We start from the raw sequence: 20422 nt of genomic DNA on the forward strand, positions 1-20422 counted from the left end.
CCGTTTTGGGTATTACTTCCCTAATAACACCAATTAGGGTAATAGATCGGGGCCTATTGACCAACGATGTTTTCTGGATGCTTGGATTTGCATTTCTGATCCTTCCGCTGGTATTTTTTCCAAAAGGACGAAGGCTGGAGTGGCGAGATGGCATTATACTGCTTGCAGGATATGCTGTATTTCTTTACCTAACCCTAGCATAATGGGTAGCAAACTTGGCTTATAGACCTTACAAATAAATCCCCGCTTTGAAAGTTATTCCAAAGCAGGGATCTAAAACATTTAACAATTTACTCTTAAGCTGTAACTTCAATTTTTGCCGACTTTACGGTCTTTATAATTCTACCTGCGATTTTATATGGATCGGCGTTTGCTGCAGGACGTCTGTCTTCCAACCAGCCTTTCCATCCTCTTTCAACCGTAGCAATTGGGATCCTAATGGAAGCACCCCTGTCCGAAACGCCGTAACTGAAATCATGGATAGAGGCAGTTTCGTGCAAGCCGGTAAGCCTCTGGTCATTGAATTCGCCATATACCGCAATATGTTCTTTTACCACGGGCCTGAAGGCTTCACATATTTTTTCATAAATGGCCCTGTCCCCACAAGTTCTTAATAAAGAATTGGAGAAATTGGCATGCATCCCTGAACCGTTCCAGTCCATATCTTTCCCTAATGGCTTTGGATGATAATCAATATAATAGCCATATTTTTCAGTTAAACGGTCCAAAAGATACCGGGCAACCCACAATTCATCGCCTGCCAGTTTAGCTCCCTTGGCAAATAATTGGAATTCCCATTGGCCACAGGCCACTTCCTGGTTGATGCCTTCAAAATTTAGTCCGGCTGCAATGCACAGATCTGCGTGCTCTTCAACTAATCCCCTGCCGTGTGTATTTTTTCCACCTACAGAACAATAATACATTCCTTGTGGTGCAGGATATCCACCCACGGGAAACCCTAAAGGTAATCCTGTGGCAGTATCCATGATAAAATACTCTTGTTCAAATCCAAACCAATAATCATTATCATCATCATTGATGGTAGCTCTTCCATTGGAGGCATGAGGTGTACCATCCGGATTTAAAACTTCTGTCATGACCAACCAACCATTAACACGTTCGGGGTCTGGAAAAATTGCCACAGGCTTTAAAATGCAATCAGAAGATCCTCCTTCAGCCTGTCGTGTGGAAGAGCCATCAAATGACCAATTCCCGATCTCCTCAAGAGTGCCTTTAAAGTTTTCGTGCTCTTCAACCTTAGTCTTACTTCTCATATTCTGGGTAGGGGTGTACCCGTCTAACCAAATGTATTCTAGTTTAATCTTGCTCATAATCTTCGGTGTTATTTTTCATTTTACGATCTCCAAAAATAAAATATTTTGTATACATCTATTAAAATATGGGGGGTATTTATCAAAAAAATCGACATAATTATTAACACCCCTTTTTTTTATAGGGTTAATTATATAAAATGATAAATTATGGGGGAATATGTATGAAATGTTTAATTTTGACTTTTGTAAATAAAACTCTTCAACAATGTCTAATATACGTTTCAAAGCTATCTTCCAAAGTTCCGAACATAAGGTTCATCCCATGGTAGAAACGACCAAGAGGTCTGAGGCCTTTGGGGTCAATGTTTTTAACAATGACAGGATGATGCAATACCTTACCAAGGATGCGATGGAAAGTGTTAAGAACGCTGTACAAACAGGGTCGAAGATAGACAGGAAAATGGCAGATCAGATAGCAGAATCCATGAAGGCTTGGGCCATGTCTATGGGAGCTACCCACTACACCCATTGGTTTCAGCCCCTTACAGGCGCTACGGCAGAAAAGCACGATGCTTTTTTTGACCTTTTACCGAATGGGAAGGCGATGGAAAAATTTGGAGGGAGTCAGTTGGTGCAACAAGAACCCGATGCCTCCAGCTTTCCCAGTGGAGGGATACGCAATACCTTCGAAGCCAGAGGCTATACAGCCTGGGATCCTACTTCCCCGGCATTCATTTATGGAGCCACACTATGTATCCCAACGGTTTTTGTTTCCTATACAGGAGAAGCGTTAGACAATAAAGCCCCTTTACTCCGCGCATTACATGCCGTAGATCAGGCTGCGACATCGGTTGCCAGATACTTTGATAAGAATGTCAACAAAGTGATGGCTACCCTGGGCTGGGAACAAGAGTATTTTTTAATTGATAAGGCAGTTGCCAATTCCCGGCCAGATATTGTCCTTACAGGAAGGACCCTGGTAGGCCACTCTGCAGCAAAAGGGCAACAATTAGACGATCACTACTTTGGGGTCATCCCACTGCGGGCACTTAATTTTATGAAAGACCTGGAAATGGAATGTACCAAATTGGGTATTCCTGTGAAGACCAGGCACAATGAAGTGGCCCCCAATCAGTTTGAACTAGCCCCGGTTTTCGAAGAAGCTAACCTGGCCGTAGATCACAATCTGCTTCTAATGGATGTGATGGACAAGGTAGCAGACCGTCATGAACTAAAAGTGCTGTTTCACGAAAAACCCTTTTCAGGGATCAATGGTTCCGGAAAACACAACAACTGGTCATTGGCCACGGATACAGGAGTAAACCTCTTAAGTCCCGGTTCAACCCCCATGAAAAATTTGCAGTTCCTCACATTTTTTGTAAACACTATTAAGGCAGTGGATACCTATGAAGAACTTCTGAGGGCCTCTATAGCCTCGGCAAGTAACGATCACAGGCTGGGAGCCAATGAGGCCCCTCCTGCCATCTTCTCCATATTTATTGGAAAACAGCTTTCTAGTGTGCTCGATGAATTAGAAGGGGTCTCCAAAGGGAAACTTTCTCCGGAGGAAAAAACAGAATTAAAATTAAATGTTGTGGGGAAGATCCCGGAGATCTTACTAGATAATACGGATCGAAACAGAACCTCCCCGTTTGCATTTACAGGGAATAAATTTGAGATGCGCGGAGTGGGTTCCAAAATAAATTGTGCCAAGCCCATGACGGTTCTTAATACCATAGTGGCCAGACAACTTATCGATTTTAAAAAAGAAGTAGACAGCCTTATCGATAAAAAGGGTCTGAAAAAGGATGAAGCCGTTTTTAACATCCTGCGAGAATATATTAAGTCGTCCAAAAGGATACGTTTCGAAGGGGACGGTTACAGTGAGGCCTGGCACAAGGAAGCTGCCAAAAGAAAGCTTAGCAATAACAAGACAACCCCTGAGGCGGTGAATATTCTCACGGCCAAATCGAGCCTGGATCTCTTCAGGGAGATGCAAGTGATGAGTGAAATAGAGGTGCGTGCACGGCAGGAGGTAGACCTCGAGAATTATATCTTACAAACACAGATAGAAGGAAGGGTTTTTAACGAATTGGTCAATACACATATTATTCCGGCGGCCATTCATTACCAGAATAGTGTCATAGAAAATGTAAAAGGTCTAAAAGAGATATTTGGCGCCAGTTATAAAAAACTGGCTGAGGGCCAATTGGCCATTCTGGAAGAAATCTCCCTGCATCTGGGGGAAACCAAACAAAAATCGGAGGCCATGATCATCGCTCGCAAAAAAGCAAATGCGGAAGAGGATATCCATAAGAAGGCGATGGGGTATTGCTATGATGTAAAGCCCTATTTTGATGATATCAGATATCATTGTGATAAATTGGAACAATTGGTAGACGACCAAAGCTGGCCCCTGGCTAAGTATAGAGAACTTTTATTTATCCGATAAAACAATAGCTGCACAGAAAGCACTCCTGGCTATGCCAGGATTGAATAACATTCCCTTATTTTTGCTGTAAATCACTCCCTATGAGCACGCCCATTAGTAAACGATATAATCAAAGAGGAGTTTCTGCCTCCAAGGAAGACGTACACAAGGCGATTAAAAATCTGGATAAGGGACTTTACCCAAAGGCTTTTTGTAAAATAGTTCCGGATACCCTAACCAATGATAAGGCGTATTGTCTGGTAATGCATGCAGATGGGGCGGGAACTAAATCGTCCCTGGCGTATATGTACGGGAAAGAAACAGGTGATCTGTCTGTTTGGAAGGGAATCGCCCAGGATGCCCTGGTAATGAATCTGGATGATCTTCTGTGTGTAGGGGTTACCGAAAATATATTACTTTCTTCTACGATTGGCAGAAATAAGAACCTAATCCCGGGCGAGGTTATTGAGGCCATTATTTCGGGTACGGAAGAATTTATTCAGGAAATGGCACATCACGGGGTGCATATTCAATCTACGGGAGGAGAAACTGCCGATGTAGGAGACCTGGTGAGGACTATCATCGTAGATTCAACAGTTACCGCGCGGATAAAACGGGAAAAAGTGATAGACAACGCCAATATAAAAGCTGGCGATGTCATTGTAGGTCTGGCGTCTTTTGGGCAGGCTACGTATGAGAACGAATACAATGGCGGTATGGGCAGCAACGGACTTACCTCGGCAAGGCACGATGTTTTTTCCAAGGTATTGGCAAAAAAATATCCGGAGAGTTTTGATCCTTCCGTTCCTGAGGACCTGGTCTATGCTGGTCAGAAAGGACTCACTGATCCCATTCCGGGAGTGCCGTTAGACGCAGGGAAACTGGTTCTTTCTCCCACAAGGACCTATGCTCCAGTGATCAAAAAGATACTGGAAGAGTTGGATACAGGGGATATCCATGGAATGGTACACTGCAGCGGGGGTGCACAAACAAAAATTTTGCACTTCCTGGATCAGTATCACGTCATTAAGGACAACCTCTTCCCCATCCCTCCGTTATTTACCCTTATCCAGGAACAATCTAAAACAGATTGGAAGGAAATGTACCAGGTATTTAATTGCGGACATCGTATGGAATTGTATGTGAGTGAAAAAATTGCTGCCCGCATCATCGCTGTTTCTGAGCGTTTTAATATTCCGGCTCAGGTCATTGGCAGAGTAGAGGCACATCCCACAAAAAAACTCACCATCATTAGTGAATTCGGCACCTTTAGGTATTAAAACATACGATTCTTTATGATGCTGCGTTCTTTTTAGTAAGAAAAGTATGTTATGGAAAGAAAAACATTTTTAAGAACCCTGGGCGCCGGAGCGGCTTTTGCCCTTACCTTCCCTTGTGTACAAGGTTGTTCCAAAGATGATGTAGGAGGTCTGCCTGTCCCAACGGGGGTTGATTTTACGATCGACCTAACCTCTAGTGAGGGAGCTCAACTGCAAAATAATGGCGACTTCATCCTGAAAAATGAAGTGGTAGTCGTGAAAAATCTTCAGGGAAATTTTATAGCTGCCAGTCAGATATGTAGCCATCAGCAAACAGATCAGGTTCGTTTTATTGATGACGATGGGGGCGTTTTTTATTGCTCTACCCATGGTTCTAGGTTTTCTCAGAATGGAGCCCCGCTCAATACTATTACAAACAATCCTCTTAAGATCTTTAATACCGAATTGAATGGGGATATCCTAAGGGTATTTGAGTAACCCCTTCCTTCTTAGTATTGGTTTTTGGTAACTCTCCATCTTTTGTTTTGATGTATCTTCGGGACTGTTTTCTATGTGATCCCTGCTAATTTATTATCTGCTATTGCTCCTAAATGTTGTAAATTCGCAGCATAAGGGAGGAAAGACTATGATAGATAAATTAAATATTATAAAACAGCGATTTGATGAGGTTTCTGACCTGATCATACAGCCCGATATTCTTTCAGATCAAAAAAGATACGTTCAGTTAAACAAGGAATACAAAGATCTCAAGCTTCTGGTAGACAAAAGAGATGCCTATTTGGAAGTAAAGAATAACCTGGAAGAAGCAGAAGAAATTCTCTCTGCCGGGGATGATCCTGAAATGATCGAAATGGCCAAAATGCAGTTGGAAGAGGCCAAAGTGGCACTTCCTAAACTAGAGGACGAAATTAAATTCTTGTTGATCCCCAAGGATCCTGAAGATACCAAGGATGTGGTCATGGAGATCAGAGCAGGCACCGGAGGTGACGAAGCCAGCATTTTTGCCGGAGACCTGTACAGAATGTATGCCAAGTACTGCGAATCCAAAGGTTGGAGAACCAATATCATAGATTTAAACGAAGGCACCAGTGGCGGATACAAAGAGATCCACTTTGAAGTAACCGGGGAAGATGTATACGGTACCTTGAAATTTGAAGCCGGGGTGCATAGGGTACAACGGGTACCTCAGACCGAAACACAAGGCCGGGTACATACCAGTGCAGCTACGGTGATGGTGTTGCCAGAAGCCGAGGACTTTGATGTGCAGGTAGATCCTAAAGATGTTCGGATAGACTTTTTCTGTTCCTCCGGACCTGGAGGGCAGTCTGTAAACACTACCTATTCTGCGGTAAGGTTAACGCACATTCCTACAGGTATTGTTGCACAGTGCCAGGATGAAAAGTCTCAACACAAAAATAAAGATAAGGCCTTTAAGGTACTCCGATCTCGCCTGTATGATATGGAGTTGCAAAAAAGACAAGAGGAAGATTCTGCCAAGCGAAATTCACAAGTAAGCAGCGGGGACAGGTCCGCAAAGATCAGGACCTATAATTATCCGCAGGGAAGGGTAACAGATCACAGGATTGGACTAACCCTTTACGATCTTCAGAACATCATGAATGGGGATATCCAAAAGATTATCGATGAACTGCAGCTTGTAGACAATACAGAGAAATTAAAAGAAGCTTCCGAAATTTTTTAACACCCTATGACTACAGAGGAGCTGGTAGAGCAGATTTATAAGAAAAGATCGTTTTTGTGTATCGGTCTCGATACAGATCTTGAGAAGATACCACCTCATCTCCTATCAGAACCAGACCCTATATTTGCTTTTAATAAAGAAATCATTGATGCAACGCATCATCTTTGTGTAGCCTACAAACCAAATACGGCTTTTTATGAGGCTTATGGGCTAAAAGGCTGGGAATCATTAGAAAGAACTATTAACTATCTCAATGAGCACCATCCGGAGATCTTTACGATCGCCGATGCAAAAAGAGGGGATATTGGCAATACGGCGACCCGTTATGCCAAGGCATTTTTTGAAGCCCTGAATTTTGATTCAATTACCGTGGCTCCTTATATGGGGAGGGATTCTATAGAACCCTTTCTCGCTTTTAAGAACAAGCATACCATCCTCCTGGCGCTGACTTCCAATCCGGGTGCGTTCGACTTTCAAACTTTGAAAGTAGATCATAAAGAGCTGTATAAACAAGTGCTGGAAACTTCTAGGACCTACAAGAATTCCAATAACCTTATGTTTGTTGTTGGGGCCACAAAAGCGAGCTTCTTAAAAGAGATAAGGAACATAGTCCCCGATCATTTTTTATTGGTTCCGGGCGTTGGTGCCCAAGGCGGTAAGTTAGATGAAGTGTGCGGATATGGCCTGAATCATCAGGTTGGGCTGTTGATTAATTCATCAAGAGGAATCCTCTACGCATCCGACGGCAAAGATTTTGCAGAAAAGGCAGCAGCAGAAGCCAGGCTATTACAACTGGCAATGGCTTTGGAACTGAAAAATCGGAAATTGGGTTCTTAAACTTTTTCTTCGAGTATTTTTTTCAGAGATCGCGCTTTGCGATCAAAAAATTCTCCCAGTTGTGTTCCTGTGTACTGAGCATCTGTGGCCATGGATGCAAAAGTTTTATAGTAACTTTCTACTCTATCTGTGGCTCGTGATCCGCTTGCAATATGACTAGTGGCTCCCACCTTGCAATATTGGTTTTCCATCGTAATTTTCTTTTTTATAAAGATACGCAGGAATGACTTCTTTAGTTTTTTGAAATCTTGGAGAACAGCTAATATTGAGGTTATTTATCTAATATTTAACCTTTTGGTTGCGATTCCTTTACAAATACAGCAAAAAAGTACGGCATTTTATCAATTTGATTTTGTGCTTTTGTATCTTCTATTTCCAATTCCCACAAACCATGAGAACACTACTGGCTTTTATGTTCCTCTTCCTGTCCTTTTCGATTTCCCGAGCACAGAATACGTCCTGTACCTGTTGTACCGACTCTCATGCTGAATTTGATTTCTGGGTAGGGAATTGGGAGGTAACCTTGCCTAATGGCACTAAAGCCGGCGATAATACTATTGAAAAGCAACACGGGGGATGTGTGATCAAAGAAAGTTGGGTTAGTGCTGCCGGTAACTTTACCGGAACAAGTTTTAATTTCTATAATCCCAAAACAAATCAATGGGAACAACTTTGGTTGGATACGGCCGGGACCATCTTAAAACTGAAAGGTAACAGGCAAAATAACCAAATGATTTTAAGATCGGAACCGGTTGTACAAGAAGACGGAACCACTATGGTTCAACAGATCACTTATACCCTTCATGAGGATGGAAGCATTCGGCAACTGTGGGAAATATTACAAGATGAAGTGGCTGTGAATGTGGCCTTTGATGGCTTGTACAAGAGAAAAACATGACCTAAATAATAGGTTTCATTTCAATTGAACGCATAAAAAAACCGGCCACTACACCGGTTTTTTAAACTAACTAACTCAAAAATACTAACTCAAATAATACGGGTATAAAACTATTTTATTTCTTTTTCTTGATGGTTAACTCTGGATTATCAGAAGGTTACCAAATCAAGTACACATATCTAACGCAATTTTATTTAGATTATTGCCGCGCCAGATTTAACCAAAATATAAGAAAATAGTATTCCAACTCCTGCCCCATCATACAAGGAAGCGTTTCTTAGCTGGTGGTATTTTGTGGCAGCTATTCTGCGTAATAGGAGGTGATCAGGGCCTCTGTTTCTTCCCTGGATTTAAAGACGTCAAAGGTCTTCCCTTGAGTGCGTAGTGCGCCTAAAGCATTGGCGAATTGAGCCGCCTTTACGGGATCATGATAGACGGCAAAACCGTAGGCCAGGCCTCCTGCAAAGGAGTCTCCACACCCCGTGGTATCTACCACATGATCTACATAGATAGATTTTATAAACTGTTTTTTTATCTCATTTCCAACTTTGGTGTAGAATACACATCCCTTGGCATCTAGCGTAACATAAAAGAATTTCACACCTTTTTTTAAGACAAAGGCCGCCATCTCATCCAAATGTTCGGTTCTTTCTTCATCATAACTGGTCATCTCATGTGCCGCATACTCTCGCTTAAACCAACAGGCTTGCGTTTCTTCCAGGTTCATTTTTAGGATGTCAATGTATTTAAGCCATTCATCCATATCTACCCAAAATTTGCGATACCGATCACCTGTCATTCCCATTGAGGTAGTAGGGCCGTGGGCGTCAAAGACCACTAATCCGGTGCGTTTCTTTTTAAGGTATTTTAAGGTACTGATGGAGATCTCAAAATCGGTGATAGGGATAAATACATAGGCATCCATTTCCTCCAGCGACTTTATGTCTTTGGGCACAATGGGTCTCATACAGGCCGTTTGCCGTTCCAAACGATTATTCTGATCTACAAATTTAAGTTCGATCACAGTGCCGCGGTCATGTTTGCTAGAAACATGGGAAGTGTTAATATTGGGGTAGGGTTTAAAGACTTCTATAATGTTCTCATAATCCACTTCGTGAACATGCGATACAGGATAGACCGTTCCTTCCTCCCCAAATAGTTTGGCAAGGGCAACTACAGGGTGAGTTACGCAGCCATATTTTTTTATGACCTCCTGATGGTGTGTTATAATAGTGTCTCGCGGAATAGGACCAAGTACGGCAATTTTTGTCATAATAGTTGGTATTCTTGGTTGTAAAAGGAAGCTTTTCTTAAGTGATCTTTACGTCATTTCCTTCTTTTAGAACGCAGGAGTAATTTATGAAAAATAAACGAGGCAAAGAATAAAAACCCAAGGACAAAAGTATCTCCTTATTGGTGAAGGATTTAGGAAAAGATCACGGTTTTATTATTATAAACCATGGTTTTTCTGTTCACATGCAGCTGAACGGCCCTGGAAAGTACAATTTTCTCTAAATCACGACCTTTTTCTACAAAGTCGTGCACCTTATGCACATGAGAAACCCTGGCTGTATCTTGTTCAATGATAGGTCCGGCATCTAATTCCTCTGTCACGTAATGACTGGTGGCCCCAATAATCTTTACACCTCTATCGAAGGCCGCGTGATAAGGTTTTGCACCGGCAAAGGCAGGGAGAAATGAATGGTGTATATTAATGATCTTATTGGGATATTCCCTTATTAGGTTGGCACTAATGATCTGCATATATCTTGCCAGGACAATAAAATCTACCGAATGTTCCTTTAATAATTTCAATTGCTCCAATTCTGCCTTGGTTTTGGAGTCTTTCGTTACGGGGATGTGATAAAATGGAATATTAAACTGACTACCTATATAATTTAGATCATCGTGATTACTCACTATAAAAGGAATATCTACTTTTAATTCTCCCGAATAGTACCTGCTTAAGAGGTCGTATAAACAATGATTGTACTTACTGACAAAAAGGGCCATTCTGGGTTTGTCCGTCCCAAAATGGACACTCCATTGCATGCGATAGGCCTGGGCAATGTGGCGATCAAAACCATCTTTCAAGGCAACTTCAGCATCTTCGGTATCTTCGAATTCGCTTTCCAGACGCATAAAGAATACCCCGGCCTCTTTGTCTACATGCTGGTCCAGGTATATGATATTGCCCCCGTTGGCCTGGATAAAACTGGTAACGGTACTAATAATCCCGGGCTGGTCCGGACAATGAATAAGAAAGGTTGCTTTCAAGAACTTTGGTTTTACAGGCGTAAAATTAGAACAATAGACGCCACACCCAAAGACTGATAAGAATATTATAAAATTCGAAATGTAAATCGATAATTTTTGCATTTATCGTAAATTGCACCCTTGAAAAGGACTGTTTATTAGAAATGGAGCAAATCAAACCGTATCACCCGAAGAACAAGATCAGAATAGTAACAGCAGCTTCGCTATTTGATGGCCATGATGCAGCTATTAATATAATGCGCCGTATTATACAGGCAACAGGTGTAGAAGTGATCCATTTGGGCCATGACCGTTCTGTTTCCGAGGTAGTAAATTGCGCCATTCAGGAAGATGCCAATGCTATTGCCATGACTTCCTATCAAGGGGGGCATAACGAATACTTCACCTATATGTACGATCTGCTTCAGGAACGTGGGGCAGGGCATATTAAGATTTTTGGAGGCGGTGGTGGTGTAATTTTACCGAAGGAGATTGAAGCTTTAATGAAGCATGGGATCACTCGTATTTATTCTCCGGATGATGGCCGTACCATGGGATTACAGGGAATGATCAATGATCTGGTAAAACAATCGGATTACTCAACACCTCCCTTGGCTTTGCCCAAAGGGAAGGACCTGCTTGCTTCTTTAAAGGATAAGGATATTACTACTATTGCCCGTTTGATCAGCCTAGCTGAGAATGCTCACGGAACTTTTGAAAAACATGCAAAAGAATTGCCTGCGAGCACAAAAAAGGTGCCGGTTCTCGGAATAACAGGGACAGGTGGTGCGGGGAAATCGAGTTTGGTCGATGAATTGGTGAGGCGATTCTTATTCGACTTTCCGGAAAAGACCATAGGATTGGTCTCCGTAGACCCGTCTAAACGAAAAACCGGTGGCGCCTTATTGGGAGATCGTATCAGAATGAACGCCATAAATAACGACCGGGTTTATATGAGATCCCTGGCCACGCGCCAGTCTAATCTAGCACTTTCAAAATATGTTGGAGAAGCCCTGGACATCCTAAAACTGGCAGAATTTGATCTGCTTATTCTTGAGACCTCAGGGATAGGCCAATCCGACACAGAGATTGTGGAACACAGTGATATGTCGCTCTACGTCATGACCCCTGAGTTTGGTGCTGCCACCCAGTTAGAAAAGATTGACATGCTCGATTTTGCCGATCTGGTTGCCATTAATAAGTTCGATAAACGCGGATCTTTGGACGCCCTGCGAGATGTTAGAAAACAGTATACCCGCAATAATAATCTTTGGGAGAGAGATCCGGAGTCGCTTCCTATTTATGGAACCATCGCCTCTCAGTTCAATGACCCCGGCATGAACAGCCTCTATAAGGCGGTCATGCAACAGTTGGAAGAGCGAATAGGAAAGGCATTTAAGTCTCAATTTTCAGTTGCTCTGGATGAACCCGAAAAACGTTTTATCATTCCCCCCGCCAGAACGCGTTATTTGTCTGAGATTGCTGAAGCTAATCGCGGTTACGACCAGGAGGCAACAAACCAAAGTGGTACTGCCCAAACTCTTTATGGCATCTATAAAACTATCCTTTCTGTAGTAGATGAAACAGAGGCTCAAAGTAAAGGAACTGCGTTACCTTATATTTTGGAGGCTGGTCTGGAGGAGGATTCCCTGCTCAAGAAGGTATCGGAGGAGCAAAAGGCTTTTCTAAAACTTCTTGTTACAGAGTTCAACAAGATCAAATTAAACCTCGATCCGTATCACTGGCTAACCATTACTCAATGGGCATCCAAGGTGCAGCGTTATAAAGAACCTGTGTACCAATTTAAGGTGCGCGATAAGGTGTTGGACATCAGCACCCATTCTGAATCTCTTTCGCACTTGCAGATTCCAAAGGTGGTCTTACCCAGATATCAGGCATGGGGAGATCTGCTTCGGTGGTCCTTGCAGGAGAATGTTCCCGGTACTTTTCCCTACACGGCCGGACTATACCCTTTTAAGCGTACCGAGGAAGACCCAACGCGCATGTTCGCAGGAGAGGGCGGCCCGGAACGCACCAACAGAAGATTTCATTATGTAAGCCTCGATATGAAGGCAAAAAGATTATCAACGGCATTCGACTCTGTGACGCTCTATGGTCATGACCCGGGAGAACGCCCTGATATTTACGGAAAGATCGGGAATGCGGGTGTCTCTATTTGTTGTCTGGACGATGCCAAAAAGCTATATTCCGGATTTGATCTTTCGGACCCAATGACCTCTGTTAGTATGACCATCAATGGTCCGGCCCCCATGCTACTCGCCTTTTTCCTGAATGCGGCTATTGACCAGAATTGTGAGAAGTACATTGTTGAAAACGGCTTGGAGAAGGAAACCAATCGCAAGATAAAGGAACTTTTAAAGGATTGTAAGGAGGGGCAACCATCTTACTCCGGAAGCCTGCCCAAGGGAAATAGTGGCCTTGGACTCATGTTATTGGGAGTTACGGGAGATATGGTTCTTCCTGCTGAAGTGTATGAGACCATTAAAAAGAAAACCTTAAAAGAGGTAAGAGGTACGGTGCAAGCAGACATATTGAAGGAAGACCAGGCACAGAATACCTGCATCTTCTCTACCGAATTTGCACTCAGACTGATGGGTGATGTGCAGGAATATTTTATTCAAAACAAGGTGCGTAATTTTTATTCAGTATCCATTTCTGGCTATCATATTGCGGAGGCGGGTGCTAATCCTATCACCCAATTGGCCTTTACGCTCTCAAATGGCTTTACCTATGTGGAATATTATTTGAGCAGGGGGATGGATATCAACAAATTTGGCCCCAACCTGTCCTTTTTCTTCTCCAATGGTGTCGATCCGGAATATGCGGTGATTGGCAGAGTTGCCAGAAGGATCTGGGCCAAGGCGATGAAAGAAAAATACGGAGCCGATCCCAGGGCGCAGATGCTTAAATATCACATACAAACGTCTGGCAGAAGTCTGCATGCCCAGGAGATAGATTTTAATGATATCAGGACAACCTTGCAAGCGCTTTACGCAATTTATGACAATTGTAATTCCTTACATACCAATGCCTATGATGAGGCTATAACCACCCCCACGGAGGAGTCTGTCAGAAGGGCCATGGCCATACAATTGATCATCAATAAAGAACTTGGACTGGCCAAAAATGAGAATCCTATTCAAGGGTCATTCATTATTGAAGAACTCACAGACCTTGTGGAAGAGGCCGTACTGATAGAATTTGATCGGATCACAGAGCGGGGAGGTGTTTTAGGGGCCATGGAAACCATGTATCAGCGTTCAAAGATCCAGGAGGAGAGTCTGCATTACGAAACCTTAAAACACAATGGTGAATTTCCTATCATAGGAGTAAATACCTTTTTGAGTTCCAAAGGCTCCCCAACAATACTTCCTGCAGAGGTTATACGGGCCACCGAGGAAGAGAAACAAATACAACTAAGGACCCTGGACAGATTAAAGTCTCAGCATATTAAAAGAACCAAGAAGGGCCTGCAAGAATTGCAGGAGTCTGCGGTACACAATGAGAATATTTTTGAAAAACTGATGGAAGTATCAAAGTTCTGTTCCTTAGGACAGATCACACAGGCACTCTTTGAGGTAGGAGGGCAGTACAGGCGAAACATGTAATGAAACATTCGCCGGAGGGTAGCTGTTTCTTCTTGTTGATGTAACTAATAAGGTTTTTAGAATAGGGATTTTACTAACCGAGGTATTCTCTGAAAGTCCAGGTTTCTGAACTATTGCCATAATTGGCAATAGATTTGCGCCATTTTTTAAAGGACCTTCTGAAAACACGTATCTCCTGCCGTAACAATTGCAGATATTCTTTTTCACGAACACCATGTTGTTCAAGCCCATTGCAATAGGCACTAATATTGCGGATCATGATTCCGATAAAGGTAGCACTCTTCATTCTGTCGCTGAGAGAATCGGAAGTTTCTGCCCTCGCTATCTGCTGCGGAATTAATACCGCGTCTGTTAATAAGGAATCGGCAATATGATCCCGCAGACTTTGTGATTGATACAAAGTGAGTAAATTCTGGTTGTAGGTAACAAAAGAGGCTAGCTCCTTACTTAGGGTGCAAAGTTCTAATGCTTTTTGGTAGACCGGTAAGGATCCAAGATTATAACGGGACATAATTCTCTTTAAGCAAATTGTTTACCTTAAAATTAGGTCCTATTCAACGTATATTGCTTTAGATATTAAAGAGAAAACGTATATTTGCTTTATAAACAAAGTAATACGTAGTTAAAAAATTTGAAATCCGCGATAGATCATCTTAACTGGGGTATTTTACAATCCTTACAGGAAAATTCCCGTGAATCCTTTGCCAGTATTGGCAGGAAGGTGGGTCTCACTCCGCCAGCCGTGGCCGAACGTGTAAAGAAGATGGAAGACTTGGGAATTATTGAAGGATATCATGCCAGAGTTTCTCATGCCATGGCCGGCTACCAATTAAAGGCAATCATTACCTTAAAGGCCTTTATGGGGAAATTAAAGCCCTTCCTGGAAATGGTAGTTACCTTAGATGAAGTGGTAAATTGTTACAGAATCACCGGGAATGAGAATATCATAATGGAGGTGGTTTTACGAGATCAGTTCCATCTAGAAAAATTCATTGATAAATTGATTTTATACGGAGAGACAAGGACCCATATCATTTTATCTGATGTGGTAGCAGATGCACCGATAAAAAAAAGAAAGGGATAAGAAATAATGCGTAATTTAGAGACTCCTGCAGTACTTTAAATAAATTTATGGTCTCAGGGCTCACGGAAATTTGGCTCAATGAATTTTTACACACCGTGAAATAATTTTGGCCGGATTTTTGAGGAATAGTTTGCTATGAAAAAAATAGTTCTTCTGATTGTCACGATCGCTTTGTGCGATCTTTTCCTGCTTCAGGGTCAGGATGTTCTTCTTAAGAAAGGGATCGTTCAGGATTCTGTTAGAGTCAATGATTCTATTCCCGAAACTTTTGCCCTTTATCTTCCAACCACGTACGACCCGTCTGAAACCTGGCCCGTGCTATTCTCTATGGACATGGAGGGTAGAGGTAAACAGGTAGTACATATGTTCAGGGAAGTTGCTGAAAGAGAGGGCTATATCCTGGCGGCTTCTAATGCTGTTCACGATAGTCTTTCGATAGTTCAGAATACACTGATCGCGAGTCGTATGTTCAATAAGGTTTATTCAATGTTTCCTATTCACAAACAACGATCTTATACGGCGGGATTTGGCAATGGCGCTAAGTTTGCCTCTATAATTCCCTCTATCATTAAGCCTATTGAGGGAGTTATTTCTTGTGGTTCTGGAATTCCTTATAAGGAGCTAATTGATCCTAAAAATCCCTTTCAATTTGTAGGGATCGTTGGCAGATCCGATTTTAATTTTAATGACCTTACTGACGAGCAAAACCTTGATCCCACCCTCAAGAGGTATATGGATAAGCGGATATTAGACAATTATTTACTGGTTTTTGAAGGAGGGAGCGAATGGCCAAATGGAGACTACTTGCAAAGAGCGGTAGAGATCTTAACCCTTAGATCCATGAGCAAAACTAATATTCCAAAAGATTCTGCCTATGTTCATAGCATCTACAATCGGGATTTTTCTTCCTTAAATAAATTTACTACAGCCAATAACTACCTTGGAGCCAGCTATCTGGGGGAAGAGATGTTAAATAAATTTAAGGGGTTACTCAATTTAGACGAGATAAAGAAACGCCTTAAACTAATCTCAAAAGAAAATGAGTATAAGATTCAGGAAAGGAAACAAAAACGTTTTTTACAAAAGGAATATTTTATCCGTGGCGATTATGAATATAATTTAAATGATGATGTTCTCACTTTAAATTATAACAATCTGGGTTGGTGGAATTACCAAATGACGGAGATCAAAAAATTTATGAATAGTACCGATCCCTTTGAAAAGGAGATGGGGATGCGACTCCTGGGGTATCTCAATGCCTTGGTGGAAGACAACATTAACCTGGAGTTGGCGCAAAAGCCGGTCAACGAGGAGGCTTTGAGTTATCTGTGGATGGTAAAGACCATTACATCGCCCAAGGAATTTGGGTATTACCTTAAAATTATATCAGATAGTGCCAAATACGAAGATTTTGGAACTGCCTTATTTTATCTGGAAGAATTACTGAAGAACGGATATACAGACAAGGGAGAACTTTATTCCCTCAAGAACACCGCGCTACTCAGAATTACGCCCGAGTTTAATAAGGTCATTGAAAAATACTTCAAGGATGCCAGGTATGATATCATTGAAGAATAAGGCTGGGAACCTTCTCCAGTTCCCAATCGATTACCAGGCCTTTTGCCAGTGAGTCCGCAATTTCTTTTCCGTATAATAATTCACATAAATAAAGCGCGGCCTCAAAACTTTTGGCACCCCCTGCAGAGGTGATATATTTCCCATCGTGTACGAAGAGAACACTGTCTTGCACTTGTAAGGATGGAAACATTGTCCGATAGGTGTCTATATCACTCGGAAAAGTGGTAGATACTACAGAATCTAACAAGCCGGCTTTTGCGAGCACAAACGCCCCGTCACAATGCGAGGTTACAAATGTTGCCTTCTGGGCGGTATTATAAACAAATGAAAGCATAATACTGTCTCGCAGGTCCGTATCCAGGTGGTGTTCTGCACTGGGTACTACTAAAATGTCTATTGTTGGCAGGACATCTTTGGTATAATCAAAATCGGGTAGGATCCGAACCCCTTCAAAAGTTCGGATAGGATCTTTTGTGTTGGCAACGGTAAATGTATTCATCGCCTTGATCCCATCTCTGTATTGGGTGTGTTGGAAAATATCATAAGGCGCGGTAAATTCGGTATTATAGGTGCCGTTCATGATTAAAAAGGCCACATTATAACGGTTGGGTTCCAGGAAAACTTCAGATGAGGTTGTTATGGACTCTTTCGTATTATTGACGGTTGATTCTCGGCACCCATACATTGTTAGTATAAGCAGGAGTATAGCAAAAAGTGTTGCTCTGACAGGTTTCATAAGGATTCTTTAAGTTTTAAACGCGAGCGTAAGACCATTAGCAATAAAATGCCCAACACCCCGATGATCATGGCACCATACCAGGTAGCTGTAAATCCAAACTTGGATATAGATATCATTCCACCATTATGAGCGAATACGTGGGAAATTGAAAATGCAATACTATAAAGTGCCATATACTCCCCTTGTTTGCCTCTCCTTGCTCTATCCATCGCAAAAGCATTCGAAAATGGAAAAGCGATCATTTCTCCGACGGTCATAAAGATCATCCCAATAACCAACAGCCCAACCCAAGTGCCAAAAGTTAAAAATAAGAAACTAAAAGCCGTAAGGCCAAGACCTATGATAATTTGCGTAAGCTTTGAGAAGGGCCGGGATTCCAGGTATTTTATCAGAGGCATTTCAAAAACAAAGATCAAGAATCCATTCATAGCCAATAAAAGTCCAATCTCAAATTCGCTCAGGGACCGTTCACTGCTATAAAAAATGGGAATGGTTGAAAAATATTGAACGAAAATAAAACCAAACAAGACCAGGGACCCAATAAAGATCAGATAGGAGGTATCCTTATAGGCCGATGCGGGAGCGGTATTTTTCTGAACATCTACCTCTTTTGCTTTTTTGGGATTTAGTACAAATAGGAGTAATATTCCGGCTAGTATGCAAGTAATACCATCTACCCAGAAAAGTCCAAAATAGCCCAGGGAGGCAATTATAATCCCGCCCAATGCGGGCCCTGCTGAGAATCCCAGATTGATCGCCAATCTGATAAGGGTTACAGACCTGGTCTTGTTCTCTTGTTTACTATAGGCGCTCATGGCTACTAAAGTGGCAGGTCTGAAGGCATCTGCAATCACCATTAATAGAAATATCCCCAGGCAAAGCGCAACGTAAGATTCCAGGACCTGCAGCCAGATAAACATCAGGCCTGTAAGAAAAAGACTGATGAACATTACCTTATAGTACCCAAAAATATCCGTGAGTTTTCCTCCCAGCCAGGAGCCTGCCAAAGATCCCAGTCCAAAACAGCTCATAATAACTCCCACATTTTCCAAGGTAAAACCTCTTTCCTGAGTTAGGTATAAAGATAAAAAGGGGATAACCATGGTTCCTGCCCGGTTGATAAGTGTTACCAACGCCAGCCACCACACTTCCCTGGAAAGTCCCTTGAAGGAATTGAGATAAGAAGCATACAACAGGCGCATGATAAGCTCACTTTGGGTTAGGAATACAACGTAACGGCGCATGGCACAGCAGGATGTGCTTGGTATCCTGCTAATATGCAAATCAAATCTAGCCAAAAAAATATCTAAATTGTACTTTTGATCCCAAATAGGAATGTGATGTATAACGATTTACAAAAAGGATTGATTTTTATTCTGCTACTTGTCATAGCAGGCTGCGGAGATGGGAAGAAATATCACGATGAGCAGTCCACCGAAGTGTTAGAATCAATGGATGCTGATCTTGCTTCCGTCCTTCAATTTCAAGATAAGTTAAATAAAGAATTTTCCGATCCGGAAACTTCCCCATTGCCAGATAGATATAGAAAAGATTTTAAGGGCTTGGATTTTTTTGAACCAGATACTACCTATACCGTAAGGGCCACTTTTTTTAGAACACCCGATGCCATGCCGTTTTTAATGCCTACCAATACAGAAAGGATGTCCATGGAAGTGATATTCGGCATCGTGACTTTTCAGCTAAAGGGGAATACGTATGAATTGGAGGTGTATCAAAATGAGGAACTGAAAAGCGAGGAAGGTATGGAAGACTATCTTTTTTTGCCTTTTACAGACACTACTAACGGAGAGGACACCTATGGAGGCGGGCGTTACATAGATCTTAAGATCCCCGAAGGGGACCTGATCGTAATCGACTTTAATAAGGCTTATAATCCCTACTGTGCTTATAATAAAAAATATTCTTGTCCATTAGTACCCAAGCAAAACTCATTGGATATTAAGATCTTGGCTGGGGTAAAGGCATTTAAATGATTACAAAGAAAAGCCCCGGCTAAGGTGCCAGGGCTTAATCAACTCAACGAACTAAACAAAACTATTGTAAGAGCTTAAAAAGAGTATATGGCTGCAATCAGGAAAGAAGACAGGCTGTTTGTGGCGACACCATCACTATCCAAAAAAGGCTCATTGTCATTTAAAAAACTATCCAAACGAATTTCAGGCTTGATGATAAGGTTTTCCTTTGTTAAACTTCCGGTTAATGTTAATCCGAAAACTGGTACGTCATCAAAACCATCCTGTGTAAAGGCAAAGTACTCACCTCGTAATCCGATCGCAAAGTCGTCCGAAGTGCTCAATTGGGGATAAATCGCTGCCCCATAGAATCCGGAATCTGTTTCAGGGTTATTATTATAAGCGGCATTAACACCAAGGAATAAGTCTTCATTTACATCAAATCCACCGGTATAGTCTATCTCAAATCCTAAACCGCCGTTTGTACCACTATCATAGTACAGATTAAGGTATTGACCGTAAGCACCCAACTGGCCGCCCAATGCATATTCTCCGCTCCCACTGATGTCATTAGTGTCCCAGGGATTAGTCACGGCAAGCATTAAGCTTACATCATCTGATAAGGCAAAATCTGCTTTTACCCCCAAATGGGAGAAAGGCCCGTTGGAGAACAAATAGGAAACACTGTAGTTAAAGTTGGCTGCCGGGGAAATCACCTCATACCCAACCCATGTATTAAAT

18 protein-coding genes and 1 pseudogene are annotated in these 20422 nt (G+C 42.1%); 11 read left to right on the forward strand and 8 right to left on the reverse strand.

What is annotated here, in order from left to right; genetic code table 11:
- Positions 1-203 (forward strand): annotated as a pseudogene (locus WBM49_RS09600) (calcium/sodium antiporter); the annotation flags it as partial.
- A gap of 93 nt (positions 204-296) precedes the next feature.
- On the opposite strand, the gene WBM49_RS09605 reads toward WBM49_RS09600, so the two are convergent.
- Positions 297-1331: a glutamine synthetase beta-grasp domain-containing protein gene (locus tag WBM49_RS09605; protein ID WP_424371834.1), complete on the reverse strand. Its 1035-nt coding sequence runs from the start codon at positions 1329-1331 to the stop codon at positions 297-299.
- A 208-nt stretch (positions 1332-1539) separates the two neighbouring features.
- On the opposite strand from WBM49_RS09605, the gene WBM49_RS09610 reads away from it, so the two are divergent.
- The 5 genes from WBM49_RS09610 (at position 1540) to pyrF (ending at position 7524) form a co-directional block, all read left to right on the forward strand.
- Positions 1540-3726 (forward strand): glutamine synthetase III, encoded by a 2187-nt coding sequence (locus WBM49_RS09610; RefSeq protein WP_424371835.1) that lies wholly within the window; start codon positions 1540-1542, stop codon positions 3724-3726.
- Between the two features lie 80 nt (positions 3727-3806).
- The gene (locus WBM49_RS09615) at positions 3807-4985 is read left to right on the forward strand and encodes an AIR synthase related protein (RefSeq protein ID WP_424371836.1); all 1179 of its coding nucleotides are present in this window, start codon (positions 3807-3809) and stop codon (positions 4983-4985) included.
- A gap of 51 nt (positions 4986-5036) precedes the next feature.
- Positions 5037-5462 (forward strand): ubiquinol-cytochrome c reductase iron-sulfur subunit, encoded by a 426-nt coding sequence (locus WBM49_RS09620; protein WP_424371837.1) that lies wholly within the window; start codon positions 5037-5039, stop codon positions 5460-5462.
- A 148-nt stretch (positions 5463-5610) separates the two neighbouring features.
- Entirely contained in the window at positions 5611-6687 is a 1077-nt protein-coding gene (prfA, locus tag WBM49_RS09625; protein WP_424371838.1) for a peptide chain release factor 1, read from the forward strand.
- 6 nt (positions 6688-6693) lie between these two features.
- Positions 6694-7524 (forward strand): orotidine-5'-phosphate decarboxylase, encoded by an 831-nt coding sequence (gene pyrF / locus WBM49_RS09630; protein ID WP_424371839.1) that lies wholly within the window; start codon positions 6694-6696, stop codon positions 7522-7524.
- Here pyrF and WBM49_RS09635 read toward each other — a convergent pair.
- Positions 7521-7715 (reverse strand): hypothetical protein, encoded by a 195-nt coding sequence (locus tag WBM49_RS09635; protein WP_424371840.1) that lies wholly within the window; start codon positions 7713-7715, stop codon positions 7521-7523. The genes pyrF and WBM49_RS09635 overlap by 4 nt on opposite strands.
- Positions 7716-7915: 200 nt before the next feature.
- On the opposite strand from WBM49_RS09635, the gene WBM49_RS09640 reads away from it, so the two are divergent.
- On the forward strand, positions 7916-8422 hold the full coding sequence (locus WBM49_RS09640; RefSeq protein ID WP_424371841.1) for a hypothetical protein: 507 nt from the start codon (positions 7916-7918) through the stop codon (positions 8420-8422).
- A gap of 301 nt (positions 8423-8723) precedes the next feature.
- Here WBM49_RS09640 and WBM49_RS09645 read toward each other — a convergent pair whose 3' ends face one another.
- Together WBM49_RS09645 and purU are read right to left on the reverse strand one after the other, a co-directional pair.
- Entirely contained in the window at positions 8724-9695 is a 972-nt protein-coding gene (locus tag WBM49_RS09645) for a carbohydrate kinase family protein (protein WP_424371842.1), read from the reverse strand.
- A 152-nt stretch (positions 9696-9847) separates the two neighbouring features.
- Complete coding sequence (purU, locus tag WBM49_RS09650) at positions 9848-10699, reverse strand: formyltetrahydrofolate deformylase (protein ID WP_424371843.1); 852 nt, start codon at positions 10697-10699, stop codon at positions 9848-9850.
- A 143-nt stretch (positions 10700-10842) separates the two neighbouring features.
- On the opposite strand from purU, the gene WBM49_RS09655 reads away from it, so the two are divergent.
- On the forward strand, positions 10843-14307 hold the full coding sequence (locus tag WBM49_RS09655) for a methylmalonyl-CoA mutase family protein (RefSeq protein ID WP_424371844.1): 3465 nt from the start codon (positions 10843-10845) through the stop codon (positions 14305-14307).
- A gap of 73 nt (positions 14308-14380) precedes the next feature.
- Here the strand turns inward: WBM49_RS09655 and WBM49_RS09660 are convergent, their stop codons facing one another.
- Positions 14381-14818, reverse strand: a complete 438-nt coding sequence (locus WBM49_RS09660) for a hypothetical protein (RefSeq protein ID WP_424371845.1) — start codon at positions 14816-14818, stop codon at positions 14381-14383.
- A 120-nt stretch (positions 14819-14938) separates the two neighbouring features.
- Between WBM49_RS09660 and WBM49_RS09665 the strand changes: the two genes are divergently transcribed.
- Both WBM49_RS09665 and WBM49_RS09670 read left to right on the forward strand, forming a co-directional pair.
- Positions 14939-15391: an Lrp/AsnC family transcriptional regulator gene (locus WBM49_RS09665; protein WP_424371846.1), complete on the forward strand. Its 453-nt coding sequence runs from the start codon at positions 14939-14941 to the stop codon at positions 15389-15391.
- Between the two features lie 135 nt (positions 15392-15526).
- Positions 15527-16969, forward strand: a complete 1443-nt coding sequence (locus WBM49_RS09670) for an alpha/beta hydrolase (protein ID WP_424371847.1) — start codon at positions 15527-15529, stop codon at positions 16967-16969.
- Here WBM49_RS09670 and WBM49_RS09675 read toward each other — a convergent pair.
- Positions 16956-17705: a DJ-1/PfpI family protein gene (locus WBM49_RS09675; protein ID WP_424371848.1), complete on the reverse strand. Its 750-nt coding sequence runs from the start codon at positions 17703-17705 to the stop codon at positions 16956-16958. The genes WBM49_RS09670 and WBM49_RS09675 overlap by 14 nt on opposite strands.
- Positions 17702-18910, reverse strand: a complete 1209-nt coding sequence (locus WBM49_RS09680; RefSeq protein ID WP_424371851.1) for an MFS transporter — start codon at positions 18908-18910, stop codon at positions 17702-17704. The genes WBM49_RS09675 and WBM49_RS09680 overlap by 4 nt, the downstream gene beginning before the upstream one ends.
- 138 nt (positions 18911-19048) lie before the next feature.
- Between WBM49_RS09680 and WBM49_RS09685 the strand changes: the two genes are divergently transcribed.
- A complete protein-coding gene (locus WBM49_RS09685) occupies positions 19049-19702 on the forward strand; it encodes a DUF1684 domain-containing protein (protein WP_424371849.1) in 654 nt (217 codons plus the stop codon).
- A 74-nt stretch (positions 19703-19776) separates the two neighbouring features.
- Here the strand turns inward: WBM49_RS09685 and WBM49_RS09690 are convergent.
- A partial coding sequence (locus WBM49_RS09690; RefSeq protein WP_424371850.1) for an outer membrane beta-barrel protein occupies positions 19777-20422 on the reverse strand: 646 nt, incomplete at its 5' end.

Source organism: Muriicola sp. (genome assembly GCF_049669965.1).
Taxonomy (GTDB): domain Bacteria; phylum Bacteroidota; class Bacteroidia; order Flavobacteriales; family Flavobacteriaceae; genus Muriicola.

Excerpts from the sequence above, each read along its gene's own strand:
- WBM49_RS09605 (WP_424371834.1), bottom strand. The coding sequence starts at position 1,331 with ATGAGCAAGATTAAACTAGAATACATTTGGTTAGACGGGTACACCCCT.
- WBM49_RS09610 (WP_424371835.1), top strand. The coding sequence starts at position 1,540 with ATGTCTAATATACGTTTCAAAGCTATCTTCCAAAGTTCCGAACATAAG.
- WBM49_RS09615 (WP_424371836.1), top strand. The coding sequence starts at position 3,807 with ATGAGCACGCCCATTAGTAAACGATATAATCAAAGAGGAGTTTCTGCC.
- WBM49_RS09620 (WP_424371837.1), top strand. The coding sequence starts at position 5,037 with ATGGAAAGAAAAACATTTTTAAGAACCCTGGGCGCCGGAGCGGCTTTT.
- prfA (WP_424371838.1), top strand. The coding sequence starts at position 5,611 with ATGATAGATAAATTAAATATTATAAAACAGCGATTTGATGAGGTTTCT.
- pyrF (WP_424371839.1), top strand. The coding sequence starts at position 6,694 with ATGACTACAGAGGAGCTGGTAGAGCAGATTTATAAGAAAAGATCGTTT.
- WBM49_RS09635 (WP_424371840.1), bottom strand. The coding sequence starts at position 7,715 with ATGGAAAACCAATATTGCAAGGTGGGAGCCACTAGTCATATTGCAAGC.
- WBM49_RS09640 (WP_424371841.1), top strand. The coding sequence starts at position 7,916 with ATGAGAACACTACTGGCTTTTATGTTCCTCTTCCTGTCCTTTTCGATT.
- WBM49_RS09645 (WP_424371842.1), bottom strand. The coding sequence starts at position 9,695 with ATGACAAAAATTGCCGTACTTGGTCCTATTCCGCGAGACACTATTATA.
- WBM49_RS09655 (WP_424371844.1), top strand. The coding sequence starts at position 10,843 with ATGGAGCAAATCAAACCGTATCACCCGAAGAACAAGATCAGAATAGTA.
- WBM49_RS09660 (WP_424371845.1), bottom strand. The coding sequence starts at position 14,818 with ATGTCCCGTTATAATCTTGGATCCTTACCGGTCTACCAAAAAGCATTA.
- WBM49_RS09670 (WP_424371847.1), top strand. The coding sequence starts at position 15,527 with ATGAAAAAAATAGTTCTTCTGATTGTCACGATCGCTTTGTGCGATCTT.
- WBM49_RS09675 (WP_424371848.1), bottom strand. The coding sequence starts at position 17,705 with ATGAAACCTGTCAGAGCAACACTTTTTGCTATACTCCTGCTTATACTA.
- WBM49_RS09680 (WP_424371851.1), bottom strand. The coding sequence starts at position 18,910 with ATGCGCCTGTTGTATGCTTCTTATCTCAATTCCTTCAAGGGACTTTCC.
- WBM49_RS09685 (WP_424371849.1), top strand. The coding sequence starts at position 19,049 with ATGTATAACGATTTACAAAAAGGATTGATTTTTATTCTGCTACTTGTC.